15 protein-coding genes are annotated in these 16939 nt (G+C 67.4%); 6 read left to right on the forward strand and 9 right to left on the reverse strand.

Features of this window, described 5'->3' with window-relative positions; translation table 11 throughout:
- Window positions 1–19 precede the first annotated feature (19 nt).
- The gene (locus NMLP_RS00510; protein ID WP_015408161.1) at window positions 20–1171 is read left to right on the forward strand and encodes an SPFH domain-containing protein; all 1152 of its coding nucleotides are present in this window, start codon (window positions 20–22) and stop codon (window positions 1169–1171) included.
- A gap of 58 nt (window positions 1172–1229) precedes the next feature.
- Window positions 1230–1829 carry a winged helix-turn-helix transcriptional regulator gene (locus NMLP_RS00515; RefSeq protein WP_015408162.1) on the forward strand — a complete coding sequence of 200 codons (600 nt, stop codon included), beginning with the start codon at window positions 1230–1232 and terminating at the stop codon, window positions 1827–1829.
- 22 nt (window positions 1830–1851) lie between these two features.
- Here the strand turns inward: NMLP_RS00515 and NMLP_RS00520 are convergent, their stop codons facing one another.
- The 3 genes from NMLP_RS00520 to NMLP_RS00530 all read right to left on the reverse strand — a co-directional run bounded on the left by NMLP_RS00520 (window position 1852) and on the right by NMLP_RS00530 (window position 3413).
- Entirely contained in the window at window positions 1852–2094 is a 243-nt protein-coding gene (locus NMLP_RS00520; protein WP_015408163.1) for a DUF7123 family protein, read from the reverse strand.
- A gap of 176 nt (window positions 2095–2270) precedes the next feature.
- Complete coding sequence (locus NMLP_RS00525; RefSeq protein WP_015408164.1) at window positions 2271–2660, reverse strand: TRAM domain-containing protein; 390 nt, start codon at window positions 2658–2660, stop codon at window positions 2271–2273.
- A gap of 39 nt (window positions 2661–2699) precedes the next feature.
- Window positions 2700–3413 (reverse strand): YkgJ family cysteine cluster protein, encoded by a 714-nt coding sequence (locus NMLP_RS00530; RefSeq protein ID WP_015408165.1) that lies wholly within the window; start codon window positions 3411–3413, stop codon window positions 2700–2702.
- A 104-nt stretch (window positions 3414–3517) separates the two neighbouring features.
- Here NMLP_RS00530 and NMLP_RS00535 point away from each other — a divergent pair, with 104 nt between their 5' ends.
- The 4 genes from NMLP_RS00535 to NMLP_RS00550 all read left to right on the forward strand — a co-directional run bounded on the left by NMLP_RS00535 (window position 3518) and on the right by NMLP_RS00550 (window position 7283).
- Window positions 3518–4087 (forward strand): helix-hairpin-helix domain-containing protein, encoded by a 570-nt coding sequence (locus tag NMLP_RS00535; RefSeq protein ID WP_015408166.1) that lies wholly within the window; start codon window positions 3518–3520, stop codon window positions 4085–4087.
- Between the two features lie 202 nt (window positions 4088–4289).
- Window positions 4290–5801 (forward strand): anthranilate synthase component I family protein, encoded by a 1512-nt coding sequence (locus NMLP_RS00540; RefSeq protein ID WP_015408167.1) that lies wholly within the window; start codon window positions 4290–4292, stop codon window positions 5799–5801.
- On the forward strand, window positions 5798–6415 hold the full coding sequence (locus tag NMLP_RS00545) for an anthranilate synthase component II (protein WP_015408168.1): 618 nt from the start codon (window positions 5798–5800) through the stop codon (window positions 6413–6415). The genes NMLP_RS00540 and NMLP_RS00545 overlap by 4 nt, the downstream gene beginning before the upstream one ends.
- 1 nt (window position 6416) lies before the next feature.
- On the forward strand, window positions 6417–7283 hold the full coding sequence (locus NMLP_RS00550; RefSeq protein ID WP_015408169.1) for an aminotransferase class IV: 867 nt from the start codon (window positions 6417–6419) through the stop codon (window positions 7281–7283).
- Between the two features lie 23 nt (window positions 7284–7306).
- Here NMLP_RS00550 and NMLP_RS00555 read toward each other — a convergent pair whose 3' ends face one another.
- From NMLP_RS00555 to NMLP_RS00580, 6 genes are all read right to left on the reverse strand, one after another.
- Complete coding sequence (locus tag NMLP_RS00555) at window positions 7307–7723, reverse strand: Rieske (2Fe-2S) protein (RefSeq protein ID WP_015408170.1); 417 nt, start codon at window positions 7721–7723, stop codon at window positions 7307–7309.
- A gap of 64 nt (window positions 7724–7787) precedes the next feature.
- Window positions 7788–9380, reverse strand: coding sequence for a bacterio-opsin activator domain-containing protein (locus tag NMLP_RS00560; protein ID WP_015408171.1), 1593 nt, complete (start codon window positions 9378–9380; stop codon window positions 7788–7790).
- A gap of 300 nt (window positions 9381–9680) precedes the next feature.
- Window positions 9681–11939 (reverse strand): NADP-dependent malic enzyme, encoded by a 2259-nt coding sequence (locus tag NMLP_RS00565; RefSeq protein ID WP_015408172.1) that lies wholly within the window; start codon window positions 11937–11939, stop codon window positions 9681–9683.
- 45 nt (window positions 11940–11984) lie between these two features.
- Window positions 11985–14675: a PAS domain S-box protein gene (locus tag NMLP_RS00570; RefSeq protein ID WP_015408173.1), complete on the reverse strand. Its 2691-nt coding sequence runs from the start codon at window positions 14673–14675 to the stop codon at window positions 11985–11987.
- A 66-nt stretch (window positions 14676–14741) separates the two neighbouring features.
- The gene (locus NMLP_RS00575) at window positions 14742–16034 is read right to left on the reverse strand and encodes an MFS transporter (protein ID WP_015408174.1); all 1293 of its coding nucleotides are present in this window, start codon (window positions 16032–16034) and stop codon (window positions 14742–14744) included.
- Between the two features lie 87 nt (window positions 16035–16121).
- Window positions 16122–16907, reverse strand: a complete 786-nt coding sequence (locus tag NMLP_RS00580; protein WP_015408175.1) for a sulfite exporter TauE/SafE family protein — start codon at window positions 16905–16907, stop codon at window positions 16122–16124.
- Window positions 16908–16939 lie beyond the last annotated feature (32 nt).

Raw genomic sequence — 16939 nt, forward strand, 5'->3', positions numbered from 1 at the left:
GGTCGTCCCAACCATACGTATGCTCACTCCGCTGCAGCTGGGTGGTTCGGTGTTCCCAGCCGTTGCCCTCCTGTTGCTCGCGATCACCGTCGTGGCGGTGTATCAGGCTGTCGAGATCGTCAACGCCTACGAAAAGCGCGCGCTGACGGTGTTCGGCGAGTACCGGAAGCTGCTCGAACCGGGAATCAACTTCATTCCGCCGTTCGTCTCTCGGACGTACACCTTCGATATGCGGACCCAGACGCTCGACGTCCCGCGCCAGGAAGCGATCACCCGCGACAACTCGCCGGTGACCGCCGACGCCGTCGTCTACATCAAGGTCATGGACGCCCGGAAAGCGTTCTTGGAGGTCGACGACTACAAAAAGGCTGTCTCGAACCTCGCACAGACGACGCTGCGGGCCGTGTTGGGCGACATGGAACTCGACGACACGCTGAACAAGCGCCAGGAGATCAACTCGAAAATCCGCAAGGAACTCGACGAACCCACCGACGAGTGGGGGATCCGCGTCGAGTCGGTCGAAGTCAGAGAGGTCAACCCCTCGACGGACGTCCAGCAGGCGATGGAACAGCAGACGTCCGCCGAGCGAAAGCGCCGCGCGATGATCCTCGAGGCACAGGGCGAACGCCGCTCGGCCATCGAGAAAGCCGAGGGTGACAAACAGTCGAACATCATCCGGGCACAGGGTGAAAAACAGAGCCAGATCCTCGAGGCACAGGGGGACGCGATCTCGACGGTCCTGCGTGCGAAATCCGCCGAATCGATGGGCGAACGTGCGATCATCGAACGGGGGATGGAGACGCTCGAGGAGATCGGCAAGGGCGAATCGACGACGTTCGTGTTGCCCCAGGAGATGACCTCGCTTTTGAGCCGCTACGGCAAACACCTCACCGGCAGCGACGTCGCGGCCCAGACCGACGTCTTGGAGGGGCTCGACTTCGACGAGGAGACCCGAGAGATGCTCGGCCTCGACGACATCGAGGAGATCCTCGGCCAAATCGACGAAGAAGCCGAGATGGACGTCGAGGAGATGGAGGCCGAGGCCGAGGCGATCAAAACCGGTGCCGACCCCGCAGAAATCAAAGACCCAGACGAGGTCATCGCCGAGATGGACGAGGAGATGCCGGACGCCGACGCCGAGGACGGGGAGCTAGAGACCGAGACGAACTGATCGGGCCCACGGGATCGGGTTCCGAACTGTTTTATTCTCGTCTCGCGTACTGTGAGGTATGACTGACCGGGGGGTCGACGAGGGGAAACGGGCGACGCTCAAGCGCTTCGCCGCGCTCGGTGCGGCGACGCCGCTCGTCCGGCTTTCCGACAGCGACGGCAGCGAGGTCCGAGAGGCCATCGTCGGTTACCTCGCCGCGACCCCCGGCGCGCACTTCTCGAAACTGCGGGACGACCTGCAACTCGGGACGGGCGAGACCCAACACCACCTCCGGCGGCTCGAGACGGACGGGACGATCGAACACCGAAAAGACGGCGAGTACAAGCGGTACTTCCCGGCTGGACGCTTTTCGCCGTTCGAGCAGCGCGCGCTCGGGTACCTCCGCCGGGAGACGCCCCGCCGGATGCTCGTCGCGTTGCTCCGGACGCCCGGAGCGTCCGGGGGCGAGATCGCAGCGGCCGCCGGGGTGTCCCGGTCGACGGTGTCGAAGTACGCCGGCAAACTCGACACGGCGGAACTGCTGTCTCGAACGGACGGATACAGCCTCGAACGCCCCGAGACCCTGCTGACGCTCGTCGTCCGGTACGCCGACTCCTTCGGTCCCGAGGCGGTCGAACTCGCCGGTGACGCAGACGAACTCGTCCGGTACGATCCCTGACGGATCACCCCGCTAACCGACCTCACACCGTGACCTTCCAAGTCGTCCCCGAGGAGTATCCCCACTTTTCGACGTCGACGTCGACGTTCCCCTCGCAGATCGCGCTCATATTCGATCCGACCTCCTTGGCGGAGAGGTCGAGTTCCTCGCCGATGAGACGGGATTTGAAATAGGTCTTCATCCGGCCCTCCTCGCGGAGGTACGCGAGAATGCGCCGTTGCTTGTCGGTGAGTTCCGAGTTCGGTTCGGCGGTAGTCGCGCTCATGTCTCCTTGATACACCTACACCTCAAAAGGCGGTTTGGTACGATCGGTCAACCGCGTTCAGTCTTGCGATTTGGCGGATCTGAAGCGTCCCGCAGGCGAGCGAGACGGCGACGGTTGGTACGGGACCGAAACCGGCGCAGCCGGGACGGCCACCACGGGCACGCCGGGTCGCTTCGTCACTCGATGACTTCGCCGACGGCGAAGTTCGATTTGACTTCCGAGATCTCGATCTTGACGCGCTCGCCGACCTCGGCGCCGGGGACGATGATGACGTACCCGCGCTCGACGCGGGCGATCCCGTCGCCCTGTTTGCCGAGGTCCTCGATCTCGACGTATCTGATCTCGCCCGGTTCGACGGGCGGCTGGGGTTCGTCCGGCGGGGCCGTCCCGCCCGAAGCGTCGGTACCGTCCACGGCCCCATCGGAAATGAGCGCGACCCGGTAGGTGTCTTCGGTGCCGACGGAACCGGATTCGATCTCGCGACGCGGGACCTCGACGACGAACCGATCCTCGGCCTCTTCGATCTCGGCGCTGAACAGACACAGGAGCTTATCAGAGATTTCCATAGAGCTTCGGTTTCGATATGTGCACGGCACCTATAGAACCTATCGCCTGCCCGGATCCCGCCCGTTCGAAATCGGTTTCCCGTCCGGCCGTTTTTGCCCTTCGGAATCGTGGACCACCACGCCCCCGACGTCCGTCGGTTCGTAGTTGTCACGGACGCCGATCGCCTCCTCTATATCACGGATCGTCCGCCGTTTGAGCGCCGCCGCGAGTTCCTCGGCGTCCTCGCGGGCGATGTCGCGGCCGAGGCCCTCACACTCGTGGGCGCGGACGAGGCCCTCCCCGTCGACGGCCTCGCCCATCGGTTCGGCCGTCCCGGCCAGCGCGAGGCTGAACGGGTAGGTCCGACAGACGAGCGGCCGGTCCTCGTGGACGGTGCAGGCGCCGGTGCCGTCGTCGGATTCAGCGTAAAACGTGCAGTCCCCGCAGCTGTCGGTCCCGAGCGCCCACTCGAACGTCTCCCCCTCGAGCTCCCCGTCGGTGTCGTCGAGTCCATACGGCATGGGCCGGGCGACGTCGCGCCAGTCGTAGGGCTCCTCGCCGGCGTCGGCCGCGGCCGATTGAAGCCGGCGCACCTCGTCGGGAAACACCGTTGCGGTGTGGGGTTCAGCAACGACGTCAGCGTCGTCCGTCTCGACCGCGGTGCAACAGCCGCCACACCGGGTACATTCGAACCCGATCGCCTCGATGGCGTCGGCGAGTTCAGAGACGGGGACGTCGCGCGCCCGCTCTAGCTCTCTTTCGAGGCTTTCCATGCTGGACCGTTCGGGCAGATATGTATAAATCGCCCGCTCGGTAACACTCGACTGGTCGTCGGTTCGGCCGATTGGTTTTAAATCGGCGACCACATACTGGAGACATGGGCGTGTTCGATTTACTCCGATCGATGCTTGGCTTCGACGACCCCGGGGACTCGAAAGAGCGTCCGGGGACGACTGTCGCAGCCGAGACGGAACAGGACCCGAACGGCGTGGATGCCGACGGGCGTGATCACGGACTGTCGGACGTCGACCCCGGAGACGATACGGCCACAGGACCCGACTCAGCCGCCCCGCCCGACTCCACGGCCGAGACGACGGCCGACCCGGCCGGGACCGCCGGCGCGACCGAACACAGCGACACCGGGGCGCCGGCGGCCGACCCAACTAGGACCGCCGATACGGTCCCTGACCAGCGGGAAGATACGGACACCTCCGAAGACGGTTCTACCGCGGACAAAAGCCACGCCGCCGACGCGGACGACGAGCACGGCGTTGCTGCCCCCGTTCAGACGATCAACGGGATCGGCCCCGCATACGCCGACCGACTCGGAAACGCCGGCGTCGAGACGGTGCCCGAACTGCGCGAGGCCGACGCCGTGAGCCTCGCCGAGGCGACCGACATCTCGAAAAAGCGGATCTCCCGCTGGCAGGAACGCGCCGACGAATAGGCGTTCGCCCCCGTCCGAGCGTTTTTATATAATCCCGGGACCAGACCGCTCGTGAGCTAACGAGTCGTGGTCGGCCCCCGAGGCCGGAGCGCGGGGACGGGCCGACCGGAGCGGACCCCCGCCTGTTCGCCAGCGACATACTCTAGCCTCGCGTGTCGCCCCGACCGCAAAACCATTACTCGCCGACGCCTCCAACTACGGTATGCGAGTCGTCACCGACCGGGGGACGTTCCGATCCGTCGCCGCCGGAGCGGCGGATTCGGCGCGAGTGCCGGTCGAACTTCGGCTGTCGGTCGGCGATCCCTTCGAAGCATACCGCCGCGCCCGCCGCGGTGACGGCGGCGACGTCTTTCTCGAGACGACGGGCGGACAGTCCGGGTGGGGGTACTTCGCGACGGAGCCGGTGTCGCGGCTCACTGTGTCGGGGGACGCAGAGCCGACCGCGGAGGCGGGCTCCGGCCCCACCGCCCGGTCACCATCGCTCTCGGCACTGGCCGACGAACTGAACGCCGACACGCTCGAGCGCGGCGGCTGTGAGACACCGTACCCCTGCGGGATCGTCGGTTGGCTCTCCTACGACATCGCCCGCGAACTGGAGACGATCCCGAATGGGACCGAGGACGATCGGGACCTGCCTCGGTTGCAGGTGGCGACGTACGACCGGATGGTCGCCTGGCGGGAGCCCCACACCAACGGGGTCGAACTCCGGATCACCGCCTGCCCGCGACTCGACGAGTACGGCTCGGTCGACGCCGCCTACGAGTGGGGCATCGGTCACGCGCGCTCGCTCGTCGCCCGCATCGTCGCCGGAGACCGATCGGTTGGCCGTCCCCCGGCGGCGGGCGAGCAGGCAGCGTTCGAAAGCGAGTCCGGGCGGTCGGCCTTCGCCGACCGCGTTCGGCGCGTCCAGGCTGCGATACGGGCGGGCGACACCTTCCAGGCGAACGTCTCCCAGCGGCTTTCGGCTCCCGCGTCCCTCCATCCCGTCGAGGCGTATGCTGCGCTTCGCCGCGTGAACCCGGCGCCGTACGCCGCGCTCGTGGAGTTTCCCGGCGTCGACCTCGTGAGTGCGAGCCCCGAACTCCTCCTCGATATCGAGGGAGATCGTCTCCTGACAGAACCCATCGCGGGCACCCGTCCGCGGGGAGAGACGCCGGAAGCGGATCACGAACTTGAGGCCGACCTCCGCTCGGACGAGAAAGAACGCGCCGAACACGCAATGTTAGTCGACTTGGAACGCAACGACCTCGGTCGGGTGAGCGAGTACGGGAGCGTCGAGGTCCGGGAGTATCGCCGCGTCGACCGCTACGCCGAAGTGATGCATCTGGTCAGCCTCATTGAGGGGCGGCTCCGGTCGAACCGGTCGGTCACCGACGCCGTCGCCGCAGCCTTCCCCGGGGGGACGATTACCGGCGCGCCGAAGCCGGAGACGATGGCGATCATCGACGGCGTCGAACGCACCCGGCGCGGGCCCTACACCGGCAGCGTCGGGCTCTTCGGCTTCGACCGGCGGGCGACGCTCAACATCGTCATCCGGACGCTTGTTCGACGCGCCGACCGGTATCACCTCCGCGTCGGCGCGGGAATCGTCCACGATTCCGACCCGGACCGCGAGTACGCCGAGACGCTCGATAAGGCCCGCGCGCTTCTGACTGCTATCGATACCGCGCTTGCGGAGCAAGCGGCGTTCACGCTAGAGGTGACGGAGCGATGACGGCCAAGGATCATCGCGGCGGCGATCCGGCGACGACGCGGCCGACCGTCCTCGTCGTCGACAACTACGACTCGTTCGTCTACAATCTCGTTCAGTACGTCGGTACCCACGCCGACGTCGTGGTTCGGCGCAACGACGCCGTCGACGTCGACGGGATCCGGCGGCTCGATCCCGACGGAATCGTCGTCTCGCCCGGCCCGGGAACTCCGTCGACAGCGGGCGTTTCGGTTCCGATCTTCGAGTCGCTCTCGTATCCGACCCTCGGGGTCTGTCTGGGCCACCAGGCGCTGTGCGTCGCCAACGGCGTGTCGGTCGACCGCGCTCCCGAGGTCGTCCACGGGAAACCCTCCGTCCTCGTCCACGACGGATCGGGCGTCTTCGAGGGACTCCCGGACCGCGTCGAGGTCGGCCGGTATCACTCGTTGGCCGCCGAGCCGGAGCCGTTGCCGCCCGAACTGGTCGAGACGGCCCGAACCGGCGACGACGCCGTTCTCATGGGTGTACGACACCGCGAGAAACCCCACGAGGGCGTCCAGTTCCACCCGGAGAGCATCCTCACCGACGCCGGCGAGCGGATGATCGAGACGTTCTGTCGTCGCTGTCTGGTGGCGTGAGATGTCGCGTCAGTACCACGTCGACGGCGAGTTGGTCGATCGGGCCGACGCGACCGTTCACGTCGAGGATCGGGGCTTCCGATACGGCGACGCCGCCTTCGAAACCTGTCGGGCCTACGGCGGCAGGGTGTTCCTGTGGGACCGCCATCGGGACCGGCTTGCGGCCACCTGCGAAACCCTCGGGATGGCCGGCGCTGTCCCTCACGACCTCCGAGAGCGCGTCGACGCGACGCTCGTCGCGAACGACCTCCGGGAGGCCTACGTCCGTGTCTCGGTGACGAGAGGGGTACAACCGGGGAAACTAACGCCCGAGAGAGACGTCGATCCGACGGTCGTCGTCTACGCCGAATCGCTTCCCCGAGGCGGGACGGCGGGCGATCCGATCTGGGACGGCCCCGCGACCGTCCGATCGGTCGGGACCCGTCGGATTCCGGACGACGCCCTCCCAGTCGATGCCAAGACGCACAACTACCTCAACGGAATCCTCGCCCGCATCGAGTTGCGCGGCTCTGATGCCGACGAGTCGCTCATGTGCGACTCGGACGGGTACGTCGCCGAGGGGGCGACGAGCAACGTCTTTTTCCTCGACGCGGGGACGCTGAAGACCCCCGAGCGCGGGACGATCCTGCCGGGGATCACCCGCGAGGCAGTCCTGGAGGCGGCCGAACGCATCGGCGTTCCGGTCGAAACGGGCCGGTACACCGTCGACGACGTCGCAAACGCGGCGGAGGCGTTCCTGACGAACACGACGTGGGAACTACGGCCACTCGGCCGCCTCGATGGGACCGCGATCGGCGGCGGTCCCGTAACCGCTCGACTCCGGGCGGCCTACGACGAACTCGTCGATCGGCGCTGTTATACGGGGTAAGACGCGCGACCGACGGCGCGCTCTCAGAACTCGTAGTTCGACTTCGAACCCAGATCGTCGTCGTCGTCGATGGGTCCCTCGCCGACGAACTCGTACTCGTCGTCGCTCAGGTACACCGTTCCGTCTTCGACGGTGATATCCACTTCATTGAGGTACGCTCCCTCGCAGGGACCGAAGTTGCAGAACCCGGTTCCGGACTCGAAGTACGCGCCGTGGTTCTCACAGATGAGTTCGTCGCCGCGCATCTCCGCACCGGACCCCTTGTCGATCTTGATGTGGGTGTAGTGTTGACAGTAGTTGAGCCACGCGTGAAAGCCGTCGTCGTTACGGAGCAAAATCGCCTCGCGCTCCTCCTCGGACGCCGCCTCGCGGATTCTAAACAGATACGTCGTCTCCTCTGGCACGTCCTCGACCGGAGCGACCGCACGTCGGGTAGCCATTATGGGACAATAGCGCCCGGTCGAAGAAACCGTTTGCGGGATCGAGAGCGCCCCCGACGTGCGATCACTCCTCCCCGGACTCGTCCCAGATCGCCGACAGCAGGTTCCGGACCGCGGCGCGGACGTGCGTCGAGAACGTGGGCTGGGCGATCCCGAGCGAGTCGGCGATCTCCGCGCCGGTCCGCTTGCGGTTCCCGTCGAAGTATCCGGCGTGGTAGGCCGCCCGGAGCACGCTTCGCTGTCGGTCCGTGAGCACGTCGGTCAGAAGCGCCGCCCACGGGGTCGCCTCCGCCGGTATCATGTCGCGCTCGGCCCGCAACTCGGCGTCGCCGAAGAGCCCTCGAGCGTGTTCGAGAAGGCGGCGTCGATCGCGGTCGCGCTGGATCGAGACGACGAGTTCACACTCGTCACCGGAGACGCAAAGCGACTGGAGGCTCGCCTCGAGACCGGTCACCGTCGAGGCGACGCCTCCCTCCCCGGAGAGAATCTCGTACAGCGGTATCCCGGTCTCCGAGAGACACTCGATCGACCGGATCCCGGGGATCGTAGCCGCTGTCTCGAGGACGCGCTCGGGGTCGACACCGGGGATCAGACCGTACAGGAGCGCGCCGTCGTTCTCGCGTCGGGTCACGCTCTTCAGATCGACGGTCGCCGAAACCGCCGCGGCGAGCGCCCGCAGCGGGTCGTCACGCTCGGCCTCTACGCCGACAACGAGTTCGCGGCCCCCCTCGGCGTGGAGAGCGTCGCGGCGCTCGACGGCGGTAATCGCGTACCCGACCGACTCCCCGAATTCGGTCAGGATTTCCCGGATACGTTCGTCGAAGCCGTTCGGGTCGGCGCTGTAGACGGCCAACACGCCGTGTCGGATCCCCCCGTGGCGGATCGGAGCGGAGAACGCCGACCGGTAACCGGCGGTCAGCATCGCCCCCCGCCAGGGACCCTCGGGTGCTTCCTCGGGGCGGCCGTACTCGCCGTCCGAGGAGCGATCGGCGGCGACCCGGACGGCCGGGGACGGTGAATCGGTATCGAGCGACCACGGACGCGCCTCGAGGAACTCCGCCTCGATACCGGCGCTTGTGGCCGGCACGAGCGACGAGGACGTCGGATCGACGGTCCCGATCCAGGCGCTGGCGATCCCGTCGAGATCGGCGAGCGACTGGCAGACGTCCAGACGGATCGACTCCTCGGAGTCCGCGTCGATTAACGCTCGATGCAACGACCGGATCGTCGCGTTCAGATCGGTAACGTACTCGAGTCGCTCCGTGCGCTCCGTGACGTCGACGATGTAGCCGGTGTAACGGACGATCTCGCCGTCCTCGCGGACGATGTGGGTGTAGTCGAGCACCCAGCGGACGGTCCCCGATTTCGTGACGATACGGTAGGGCTCGTGACCGAACCGCTCTGTCGTCGCGTCGCTGTTGGCTTCGACCTCCCTGCTGACTCGATCGCGGTCGTCGTCGTGAATCAATTCGGCGTACGCCGGGTTTCCGTCGTGCAGTTCGGCCGGTGAGTACCCGAAGAGTCGTTCGACGTTCGGCGAGACGTACTCGACCGGCCATCCCGACTCGTTCCGCCACGTGAAGACGACGACCGGTCCGTTCGCGAAGCGTTCGTAGCCGTCGCCGGACGACACGTCCCCGTTTCCCCCGTCGGTCATACCATCAGCCACCCCACTGTCTTTGTTCGATCCGTTGGAACATAAACATCCGGCCCGGTGTGCGATGTCGCTCGCCTCCGGCTATTATAATAGTGTCTCAATTCTTGTATCACCGACCTGTACAACGAGGTGCGAGAGATCAAGCATGGGCTCTCGGGGTTCCCGACGACGCTTCGGGTGGGATGCACTCGCACGTCTCGCCCGCTGACCGCCTCCGAACGGGCGGTCTGCGGTATGTTTTTGTGAGCGCCGATGGACGACTGGGTGGACCGCGGGGTCTACAATTCGCTCGCCACCCGATTACTCCCCGTTGGACTGTGCGTCGACGACGGCGACGCCGGCGAGGTTGACGATGTCTTTGACCTCGTCGCCGCGCTGGAGGACGTGAACGGGTTTGTCCATGCCGACCAGCATCGGCCCGATGGCTTCGGCCCCGCCCAACCGCTGCAGCAGTTTGTACGCGATGTTGCCCGCCTCGAGGTTCGGAAACACCAACACGTTCGCGGGGCCTTCGAGATTCGAGAACGGGTAATCGTCGGTCAGCATGTCCTCGACGACGGCGGTGTCGGCCTGCATCTCGCCGTCGACGGGGAACTCGACTGCGGGGTCTTCGCGGAGCCGCCGGGCCGCCTCCCGGGGTTTCTGCGTCCCCTCGTTGTCGACTGTGCCGAAATCGGAGTACGACAGCATCGCAACGCGGGGATCGACATTGAACTGTCGGGCGAGGTCGGCAGTGTGGCGGGCGACCTCCTCCAATACGTCCTCGTCGGGCGCTTGGTTGACAGTAGCGTCGGCGACGAACACCACCCGGTTTTTGAACGTCAGCATGTACACCCCCGCCGCGTACTCGGAGTCATCGGCGGTGCCGACGACCGACAGCGGCGGCCGCAACGCCGTCGGGTAGTGGTTGGTCAGCCCAGTGAGCATGGCGTCGGCGTCGCCCATCTCCACCATCACGCTCGCCAGGTAGTTGCCGTCGTAGACCATCCCCTCGGCCTCGCGTCGGGTAACGCCCTTGCGTTTTCGGAGTTCGTAGAGCCGGTCGGCGTACGGCGAGAGTTCGTCATCGATGGGATCGACAATCTCGGGTTCGAAGTCCAACCCCAGATCGGCCGATTGCTCCCAGATCGAGCGCTTGTCGCCGACGAGGACCGGCTCGGCGATCCCCTCCTCGACGATCTGGTAGGCGGCCCGGATCATCTTGGGATCGTCGCCCTCGGCGAGGACGAGCCGCTTGGGGTCGCTTTTGGCCTTGTTCAACACCACCCGCATCATCTCGCGGGACTTCCCCAGCCGCGCTTCCAGTTCCTCCCGGTAGGCGTCGCGGTCGAGGTCGTCGCGTGCGACGCCGCTTTCGACGGCCGCCTCCGCGACCGCGCCCGACACCTCGAAGAGGATGCGCGGGTCGAGCGGTTTGGGGATGATGTACTCGGGGCCGAACTGCAGCGGCTGGTCGCCGTAGGCTTTGACGACGGCGTCGGGGACGTCCTGTTTGGCGAGGTCCGCCAGCGCCTCGGCGGCGGCGACTTTCATCTCCTCGTTGATTTCGGTGGCGCGGACGTCCAGGGCGCCCCGGAAGATGAACGGGAACCCGAGGACGTTGTTGACCTGATTCGGGTAGTCCGACCGGCCCGTCGCCATGATCACCGTGTCCTCGCGGGCGCCCTTGGCCGCCTCGTAACGGATCTCCGGATCCGGGTTCGCCATCGCGAAGATGATCGGATCCGACGCCATCGACCGCACCATCTCCTCCGAGACGATCCCCCCCACCGACAGCCCCACGAACACGTCCGCGCCGGCCATCGCGTCCGCCAACTCGCCGCCCGCACCCGAACTCGCGAACGCCTCGATGTACGTGTGCGGATCGCCCTCGGCCATCCGATCCTCGGTGATGATCCCGTCGACGTCGCACATGGTGACGTTGTCGGCTGGAACGCCGAGGGAGTGATAGAAGTGTGCCGTCGCCGTCGCGGCCGCGCCTGCCCCCGCGAACACGACCTCGAGGCGTTCGAGGGACTTGCCTGCGATGTCGACCGCGTTGAGAAGCGCCGCCCCGGAGATGATCGCAGTGCCGTGTTGGTCGTCGTGGAACACGGGGATGTCCATCTCCTCGCGGAGGTACGACTCGATTTCGAAGCAGTCGGGCCCGGCGATGTCCTCTAGGTTGATCCCGCCGAACGTCGGCTCCATGCGGGCGACGGACTCGGCGAACGCCGCCGGGTCGCCCTCGTCTAACTCGATGTCGAAGACGTCGATGTCGGCGAAGCGCTTGAAGAGGACGCCTTTGCCTTCCATGACGGGTTTTGAGGCCTGAGCGCCGATGTCGCCCAACCCGAGCACGGCGGAACCGTTCGAGACCACACCCACCATATTGCCCTTGGTGGTGTAGGTGTAGGCCCGTTCGGGATCGGCGGCGATCTCGTTGCAGGGGGCGGCCACCCCCGGCGAGTACGCCAACGAGAGGTCCCGCTGGGTGTTGGTCGGCTTCGTCGTCGAAATCTCGATTTTCCCCGGCGGGTCGATCCGGTGATACTCCAGAGAGTCCTCGTCCAGTCCCATGTCGGGATTGCGAACGTGCAGCCTAATGAGTGGTCGTATCTGGTATCACTGCCGACCTGATTCACCGCCCGCCCGGAAATCGAAGCGCGCGCCGCCGCCCTCGCTGTCGACGATGTCAAGATCCCACTCGTGGGCGTCCGCGATGGTCTCGACGATGCTCAGCCCGAAGCCGGTCCCGTCGCCGCCGGAGTACCCCGAGTCGAGGACGGCCTTGCGCTCGGTCTCGGGGATCCCGGGGCCGTCGTCGGCGACGTAGAAGCCCTCGTCGAGCGGGCCGACCGCGATCTCGGTCGCGGTGTCGGTGTGTTCGGCGGCGTCGCCGGCGTGTACCCGCCTATCCGTGGAACCGTGTTCTACGCTGTTCCGGAAGAGGTTCTCGAGGAGCTGTCTGAGGCGGTCGGGGTCCGCCGTCACCTCGGTGTTGCCGTCGACGACGAGCGACAGCGACCCCGTCTCGACCGTCTCCCAGGCGTCCCGTGCGGCCGAGTCGAGCGACACCTCGGCGGGGGTCGTCGCGGGCTCGCCCTGCCGTGCGAACGCCAACAGCCGCTGTATGAGGTCACCCATCCGCTCGTGGGCGTCCTCGATCGAATCGAAGTGCGCCGTCCGCTCTTCGCCCTCGGCGGCTCGGGCGAGTTCGAGGTGGCCGCGGGCGACGCCCAGGGGGTTCCGGAGGTCGTGGCTGACGACGCTCGCGAACTCGTCGAGGCGCTCGTTTTGCCGCTCGAGTTCGCGCTCGCGGCGCTTTCTGTCGGTGATGTCGGTGTAGATCGCGTACCCCCTCGCCGTCTCCTCGTCGACGTCGTGGGGGACGATGTGGATGATGAAATCCCGGATGCCGTCGACCGTTACCCGGCGGACCTCGTCGTGCAGCGACAGCCCGCGCTGGAGCCGCCGGTTGTGCGCCTCGACGTCCGCTTCGGCGCCGTCGGGGACGACGTAATCGTCGAGGTTCTCGCCGGCGATGTCCGCCGTCCGGTGGCCGAACGTCGTCTCGAAGGCCGGGTTGACGCGTTTGACGATCGGCTCGGTGTCGCGCATGACCACCTCCGCAGTCGGGTCGGGGATGTTCTCGAAGAGCGCGGCGAAGTCGTCGCGCTCGCGGCGGAGTTCGGCTCCCTTCCGCGCCCGGTCGAGTGCGGCCTCGGCGTTCGCCGCGAGCACGGTCGCCAGTTGAATGTCCGTCTCCTCGAAGGCGTCCGATTCGCGGGCTCCGACGGCGAAGACGCCGTGGTCGCCGAGCGGCAGACACGCCCCCGAGTCGAAGGGGGCGTCGGCGAGCCACCCCTCGGGGTCCTCGCCCGAGACCACGTACCGTTCGCTCCCGTCGAACACGCGTCCGGGGACCGTCCCGTCGATCGAACGGCTCCCCTGACCCGACAGGCAGACGCGCTCCCCGCCGTCGGCGTCCGTGAACTCCGTATCGGTCACGTCGGCGACCAACTCGAGGGTGTCGCCCTCGACGAGCCGAACCGACGACGCCGGGATGTCGAGAACGTCGCGGGCCGCCCGCGTGGTCAACTCGGCGATCCGGGTCGGGTCGGTTTCGGCGATCAGCTCCCGTGTCGCGTCGTGGAGGCGCCTGAGCCGCGCTGTCGGACGGTTCGTCGTGTCCCGTAGCACGCCGACGGTGCCGTAGAACTCGCCGTCGACGGTGAGCAAGACGGTGTGGTTTTCGAGCTCGAGGCGCTCGCCGTCGGCGGCCCGGATCGCGATGTCGTAGGTGGTACTCGAGCGCTCGTCGTCGTCGAGTAGCCGCCGGACGACGTCGGCCCCCCGGTCGATATCCTCCGGTTCCAGTACCGTCGAGACGTGCTCGCCGACGAGCTCGTCGGCGTCGTAGCCGAGTCGCTCCTCCATGCGGGCGTTGACTGTGGTGAAGCGGCCCTCGGGATCGGTCGTGTACACCGGGTCGCCGACGGCGTCGACGAGCCGGTCGTACTCGGCGATCGCCCGTTCGCGCTGTCGTTCCGCGGTGACTTCGGAAATAAACCCCTCGATCGTCGCCCGGTCGTCGTCCGACCCGCTCCGTTCGACCCGCCGTCCCTGCTCTCGGAGCCACCGGCGCTCGCCGGACGCATCGACGATGCGATACGTGACCTCGAAGGGGTCGCCGGCGTCGAGGGCCGCCTGGACGTCGGCCCACAGCGTTTCGTTGTCCGGACGGTCGATGAGCTCCGCCCACTGGATGTCGCCCTCGAGAAAGTCACTGGCCGCGTAGCCGGTGATCTCCTCGACGTTGCCGCCGAGGTACTCCATCGGCCACGGCTCGGCGTTCCGACACCGGTAGGCGATTCCCGGGAGGTTCGAGACGAGCGTCGAGAGCATTCGTTCGCTCTCGCCCATGCCCGCCGCCTCGCGCCGCTCGGCTATGGCCCCGTCGATGCTGTCGACGAGCGCCTCGAAGCGGCCCTCGACGGCGCCCTTCCGGAGGTAGTCTGCCACGCCGGCCCCGATCGCCTCGCTCGCGACCGCCTCGTCGCCCCGCCCGGTGAGGAGGACGACGGGGAGGTCGGGATGTCGGTCCCGTACCGCATGGAAGAACCCCAACCCGTCGTGTCCGGGCAGGTCGTACTCCGTTACGACGCAGTCGATCCCGGCGTCGAGACGCTCGAGTCCGGCCGTCGCGTCGGTGGCAGCGACGACATCGAGCCCGGCGTCTTCGAGGGCCGCCGCCGAACGCTCACGGAAGACGTCGTCGTCGTCGACCTGCAGAACACGGATCTCGGGGGCCACGGGTCGATATTTCGGCCGTCGTGATTAAATACTTACGCCGCATTGTCGCCCGAACCGGGACCGCAATCACGCCCACACGACCAACACAAGGGCCAACACCGCGGCGACCCCGGCGAAGCCGGCGAGGACGAGGAACATGACCGACGCCGAGGTGTACGTGAGAACAGTGCCCGATACGGCGGCCCCGAGCGCACCGACGCCGAAGATGGCGAGGTAGGTGTAGCCGAACGACAGCCCCCGGGAGCCGGGCACCGAGTACTTCGCGATCGTCGCCTGCGTGAGCGGCTGGATCGAAAAGAGCGTGAACCCGAGCACGACGCTCGCCGCGAGCAGGCCGCCCACCCCGAGTCGGGCCGCGGGGACGAAGGCGACGGCGATGGTCGCGAGCGCCGACAGGACGAGAATCAGCCCCCGATCGGGCTCGACCCGCTCGGTGAGTCGCCCGCCGACGTACTGCCCGCCGATCCCGACGGTGAGCAACCCGGCGTACAGATAGCCCGCGAGGTCGAACTCCTCGGCCAGTGGGCTGTCGGGGGCGAAGATCCCCGGCCGGACGTCTCCGACTGCCGCGGTCAGGAAGTCCCCGAGCAGGCCGGGCAGGAACGTCAATACGCCGCGGTAGTAGAGCCCGTCCAACGAGACGATGACGAACACCAGTGCGAACCCCGCGGTGAAAAGCGCCCGGCTCTCGGCGACGACGCCGGTGAGGGAGTCCGGAGTCCTCCGGTTTGGCGTGTCGTTGCCGTCGCCGTCGCCATCGGCCGCCGCGAGACCGTCGCTCCCGCCCGCCCCGGCGTCGACCGCTGCCCGAGGATCGAAGTCGATCCGGAGCCCGGCGATCGCGGCCACGAGCGCCGGCACGGCCAGGAGTATCGCCACCGTCTGCCACTCGAGCGCCACGAGCAGCATCGCGGCCGCGAGCGGTCCCCCCGCGATACCGGCGTTGCCGGCCATCCCGTGGTAGGCGAACCCTCGCCCGCGCTCGGCGACCCCGTTGCTGATGAGCGTCAGGCCGGCGGGATGGTAGACGCTCGCGCTGAGGCCCCACAGCCCGAGCGCGGCGGCGATCCCGACGACACCGGGCGCGGCGCTCAAGAGGAGAAACGACACTCCCATACCGGCGAGGCAGGCGACGACGAGCGTCCGGGAGCCGTACCGGTCGACGAGCAGCCCGCCCGGGAGCGCGCCGACGCCGAAGAGGCCGTAGCCGACCGAGACGACCGTCCCCAAAAGCGCCGCCGTCGTCGAGAACTCGAGCAGCCAGACCGTCATGAAAATAGGGATCGACAGCTCGTAGACGTGAACCATCGCGTGACCGGCCATGAGAAAGCCGACGATCGATCGGTCGTTTCGATCCACGGTCGCGGTACTTCCCTCGCCGTGTTAGGCGGTTCGGTTTCGAGCGGGGTCGGACCGCTCCGGGGTGGAATCGCCCCCCAACGGCGCCTAGAGCACGCCGAGTCCACCGGCCAGCAGCCGAACGCCGACGACGCTCAGAAGGCCCAACACCACGGCCCGCCTGGCCCGCTCGGTGAGCCGCCCGCGGAGCCGTTTTCCGACGGCGACGCCGACGAGCGCCGGGAGGGCGGCCAGCGCCGACCCGACGGCGACGGCCGCGTCCGGGTAGAGCCCCAGCGCGGCCGCCGCGCCGACGCGAAGCCCGTTGATCCCGACGAACACCAAGGCGATGACGCCGACGAAGAGGCCGTGCCGGAGACCACAGCTTCGGACGTACGCGACGAGTTGGACGCCCACGTTCGTCGCGCCGAACAGCAGCCCCGAGGCCGCCCCGACGCCGGCCATCGCGGGCGTCGACTCGACGAAACAGCCCGCCCTCGCTCGTTCGAGGCCGGGGATCTCGAGGAACCGCTGGGCCGAGGCGACGAACGCGAGGGTGACGACCCCGAGGCCGATTCGGAGCGGCGCCTCGGGCAGCCGATCGAGGACGGCCATCCCGACGACCGTCCCGACAGTCGCCGCGAGCACCAACGGCGCGAATCGCCGCCCACAACTCCGTAGATCCTCGGCGGAGAGCTCGGCGAGCAACGAGAGGTTCACCACGAGGATCGGGACGATCATGAACACGACCGCGGCCGCGGGAGCGAACACGGACGCGAGCGCCATCGTCCCGACGACGGCGAATCCGAAGCCGGCGATCCCGTTGACCGCGCCGGCGGCGACGACGACGGCGACGACCACGAGGACGGTCTCCGGCGGGAGTGGGACTGACACGCCGGAGGTAGGGTCGATCAATATATAAATCC

The organism is Natronomonas moolapensis 8.8.11, from assembly GCF_000591055.1.
In the GTDB taxonomy this organism is placed as follows: domain Archaea; phylum Halobacteriota; class Halobacteria; order Halobacteriales; family Haloarculaceae; genus Natronomonas; species Natronomonas moolapensis.

Bases quoted from the DNA above. Each gene is read 5' to 3' on its own strand.
- NMLP_RS00565 (WP_015408172.1), bottom strand. From the start codon at position 11,939: ATGGGACTGGACGAGGACTCTCTGGAGTATCACCGGATCGACCCGCCG.
- NMLP_RS00555 (WP_015408170.1), bottom strand. From the start codon at position 7,723: ATGGCTACCCGACGTGCGGTCGCTCCGGTCGAGGACGTGCCAGAGGAG.
- NMLP_RS00560 (WP_015408171.1), bottom strand. From the start codon at position 9,380: ATGACCGACGGGGGAAACGGGGACGTGTCGTCCGGCGACGGCTACGAA.
- NMLP_RS00545 (WP_015408168.1), top strand. From the start codon at position 5,798: ATGACGGCCAAGGATCATCGCGGCGGCGATCCGGCGACGACGCGGCCG.
- NMLP_RS00515 (WP_015408162.1), top strand. From the start codon at position 1,230: ATGACTGACCGGGGGGTCGACGAGGGGAAACGGGCGACGCTCAAGCGC.
- NMLP_RS00510 (WP_015408161.1), top strand. From the start codon at position 20: ATGCTCACTCCGCTGCAGCTGGGTGGTTCGGTGTTCCCAGCCGTTGCC.
- NMLP_RS00540 (WP_015408167.1), top strand. From the start codon at position 4,290: ATGCGAGTCGTCACCGACCGGGGGACGTTCCGATCCGTCGCCGCCGGA.
- NMLP_RS00520 (WP_015408163.1), bottom strand. From the start codon at position 2,094: ATGAGCGCGACTACCGCCGAACCGAACTCGGAACTCACCGACAAGCAA.
- NMLP_RS00535 (WP_015408166.1), top strand. From the start codon at position 3,518: ATGGGCGTGTTCGATTTACTCCGATCGATGCTTGGCTTCGACGACCCC.
- NMLP_RS00530 (WP_015408165.1), bottom strand. From the start codon at position 3,413: ATGGAAAGCCTCGAAAGAGAGCTAGAGCGGGCGCGCGACGTCCCCGTC.
- NMLP_RS00550 (WP_015408169.1), top strand. From the start codon at position 6,417: ATGTCGCGTCAGTACCACGTCGACGGCGAGTTGGTCGATCGGGCCGAC.
- NMLP_RS00525 (WP_015408164.1), bottom strand. From the start codon at position 2,660: ATGGAAATCTCTGATAAGCTCCTGTGTCTGTTCAGCGCCGAGATCGAA.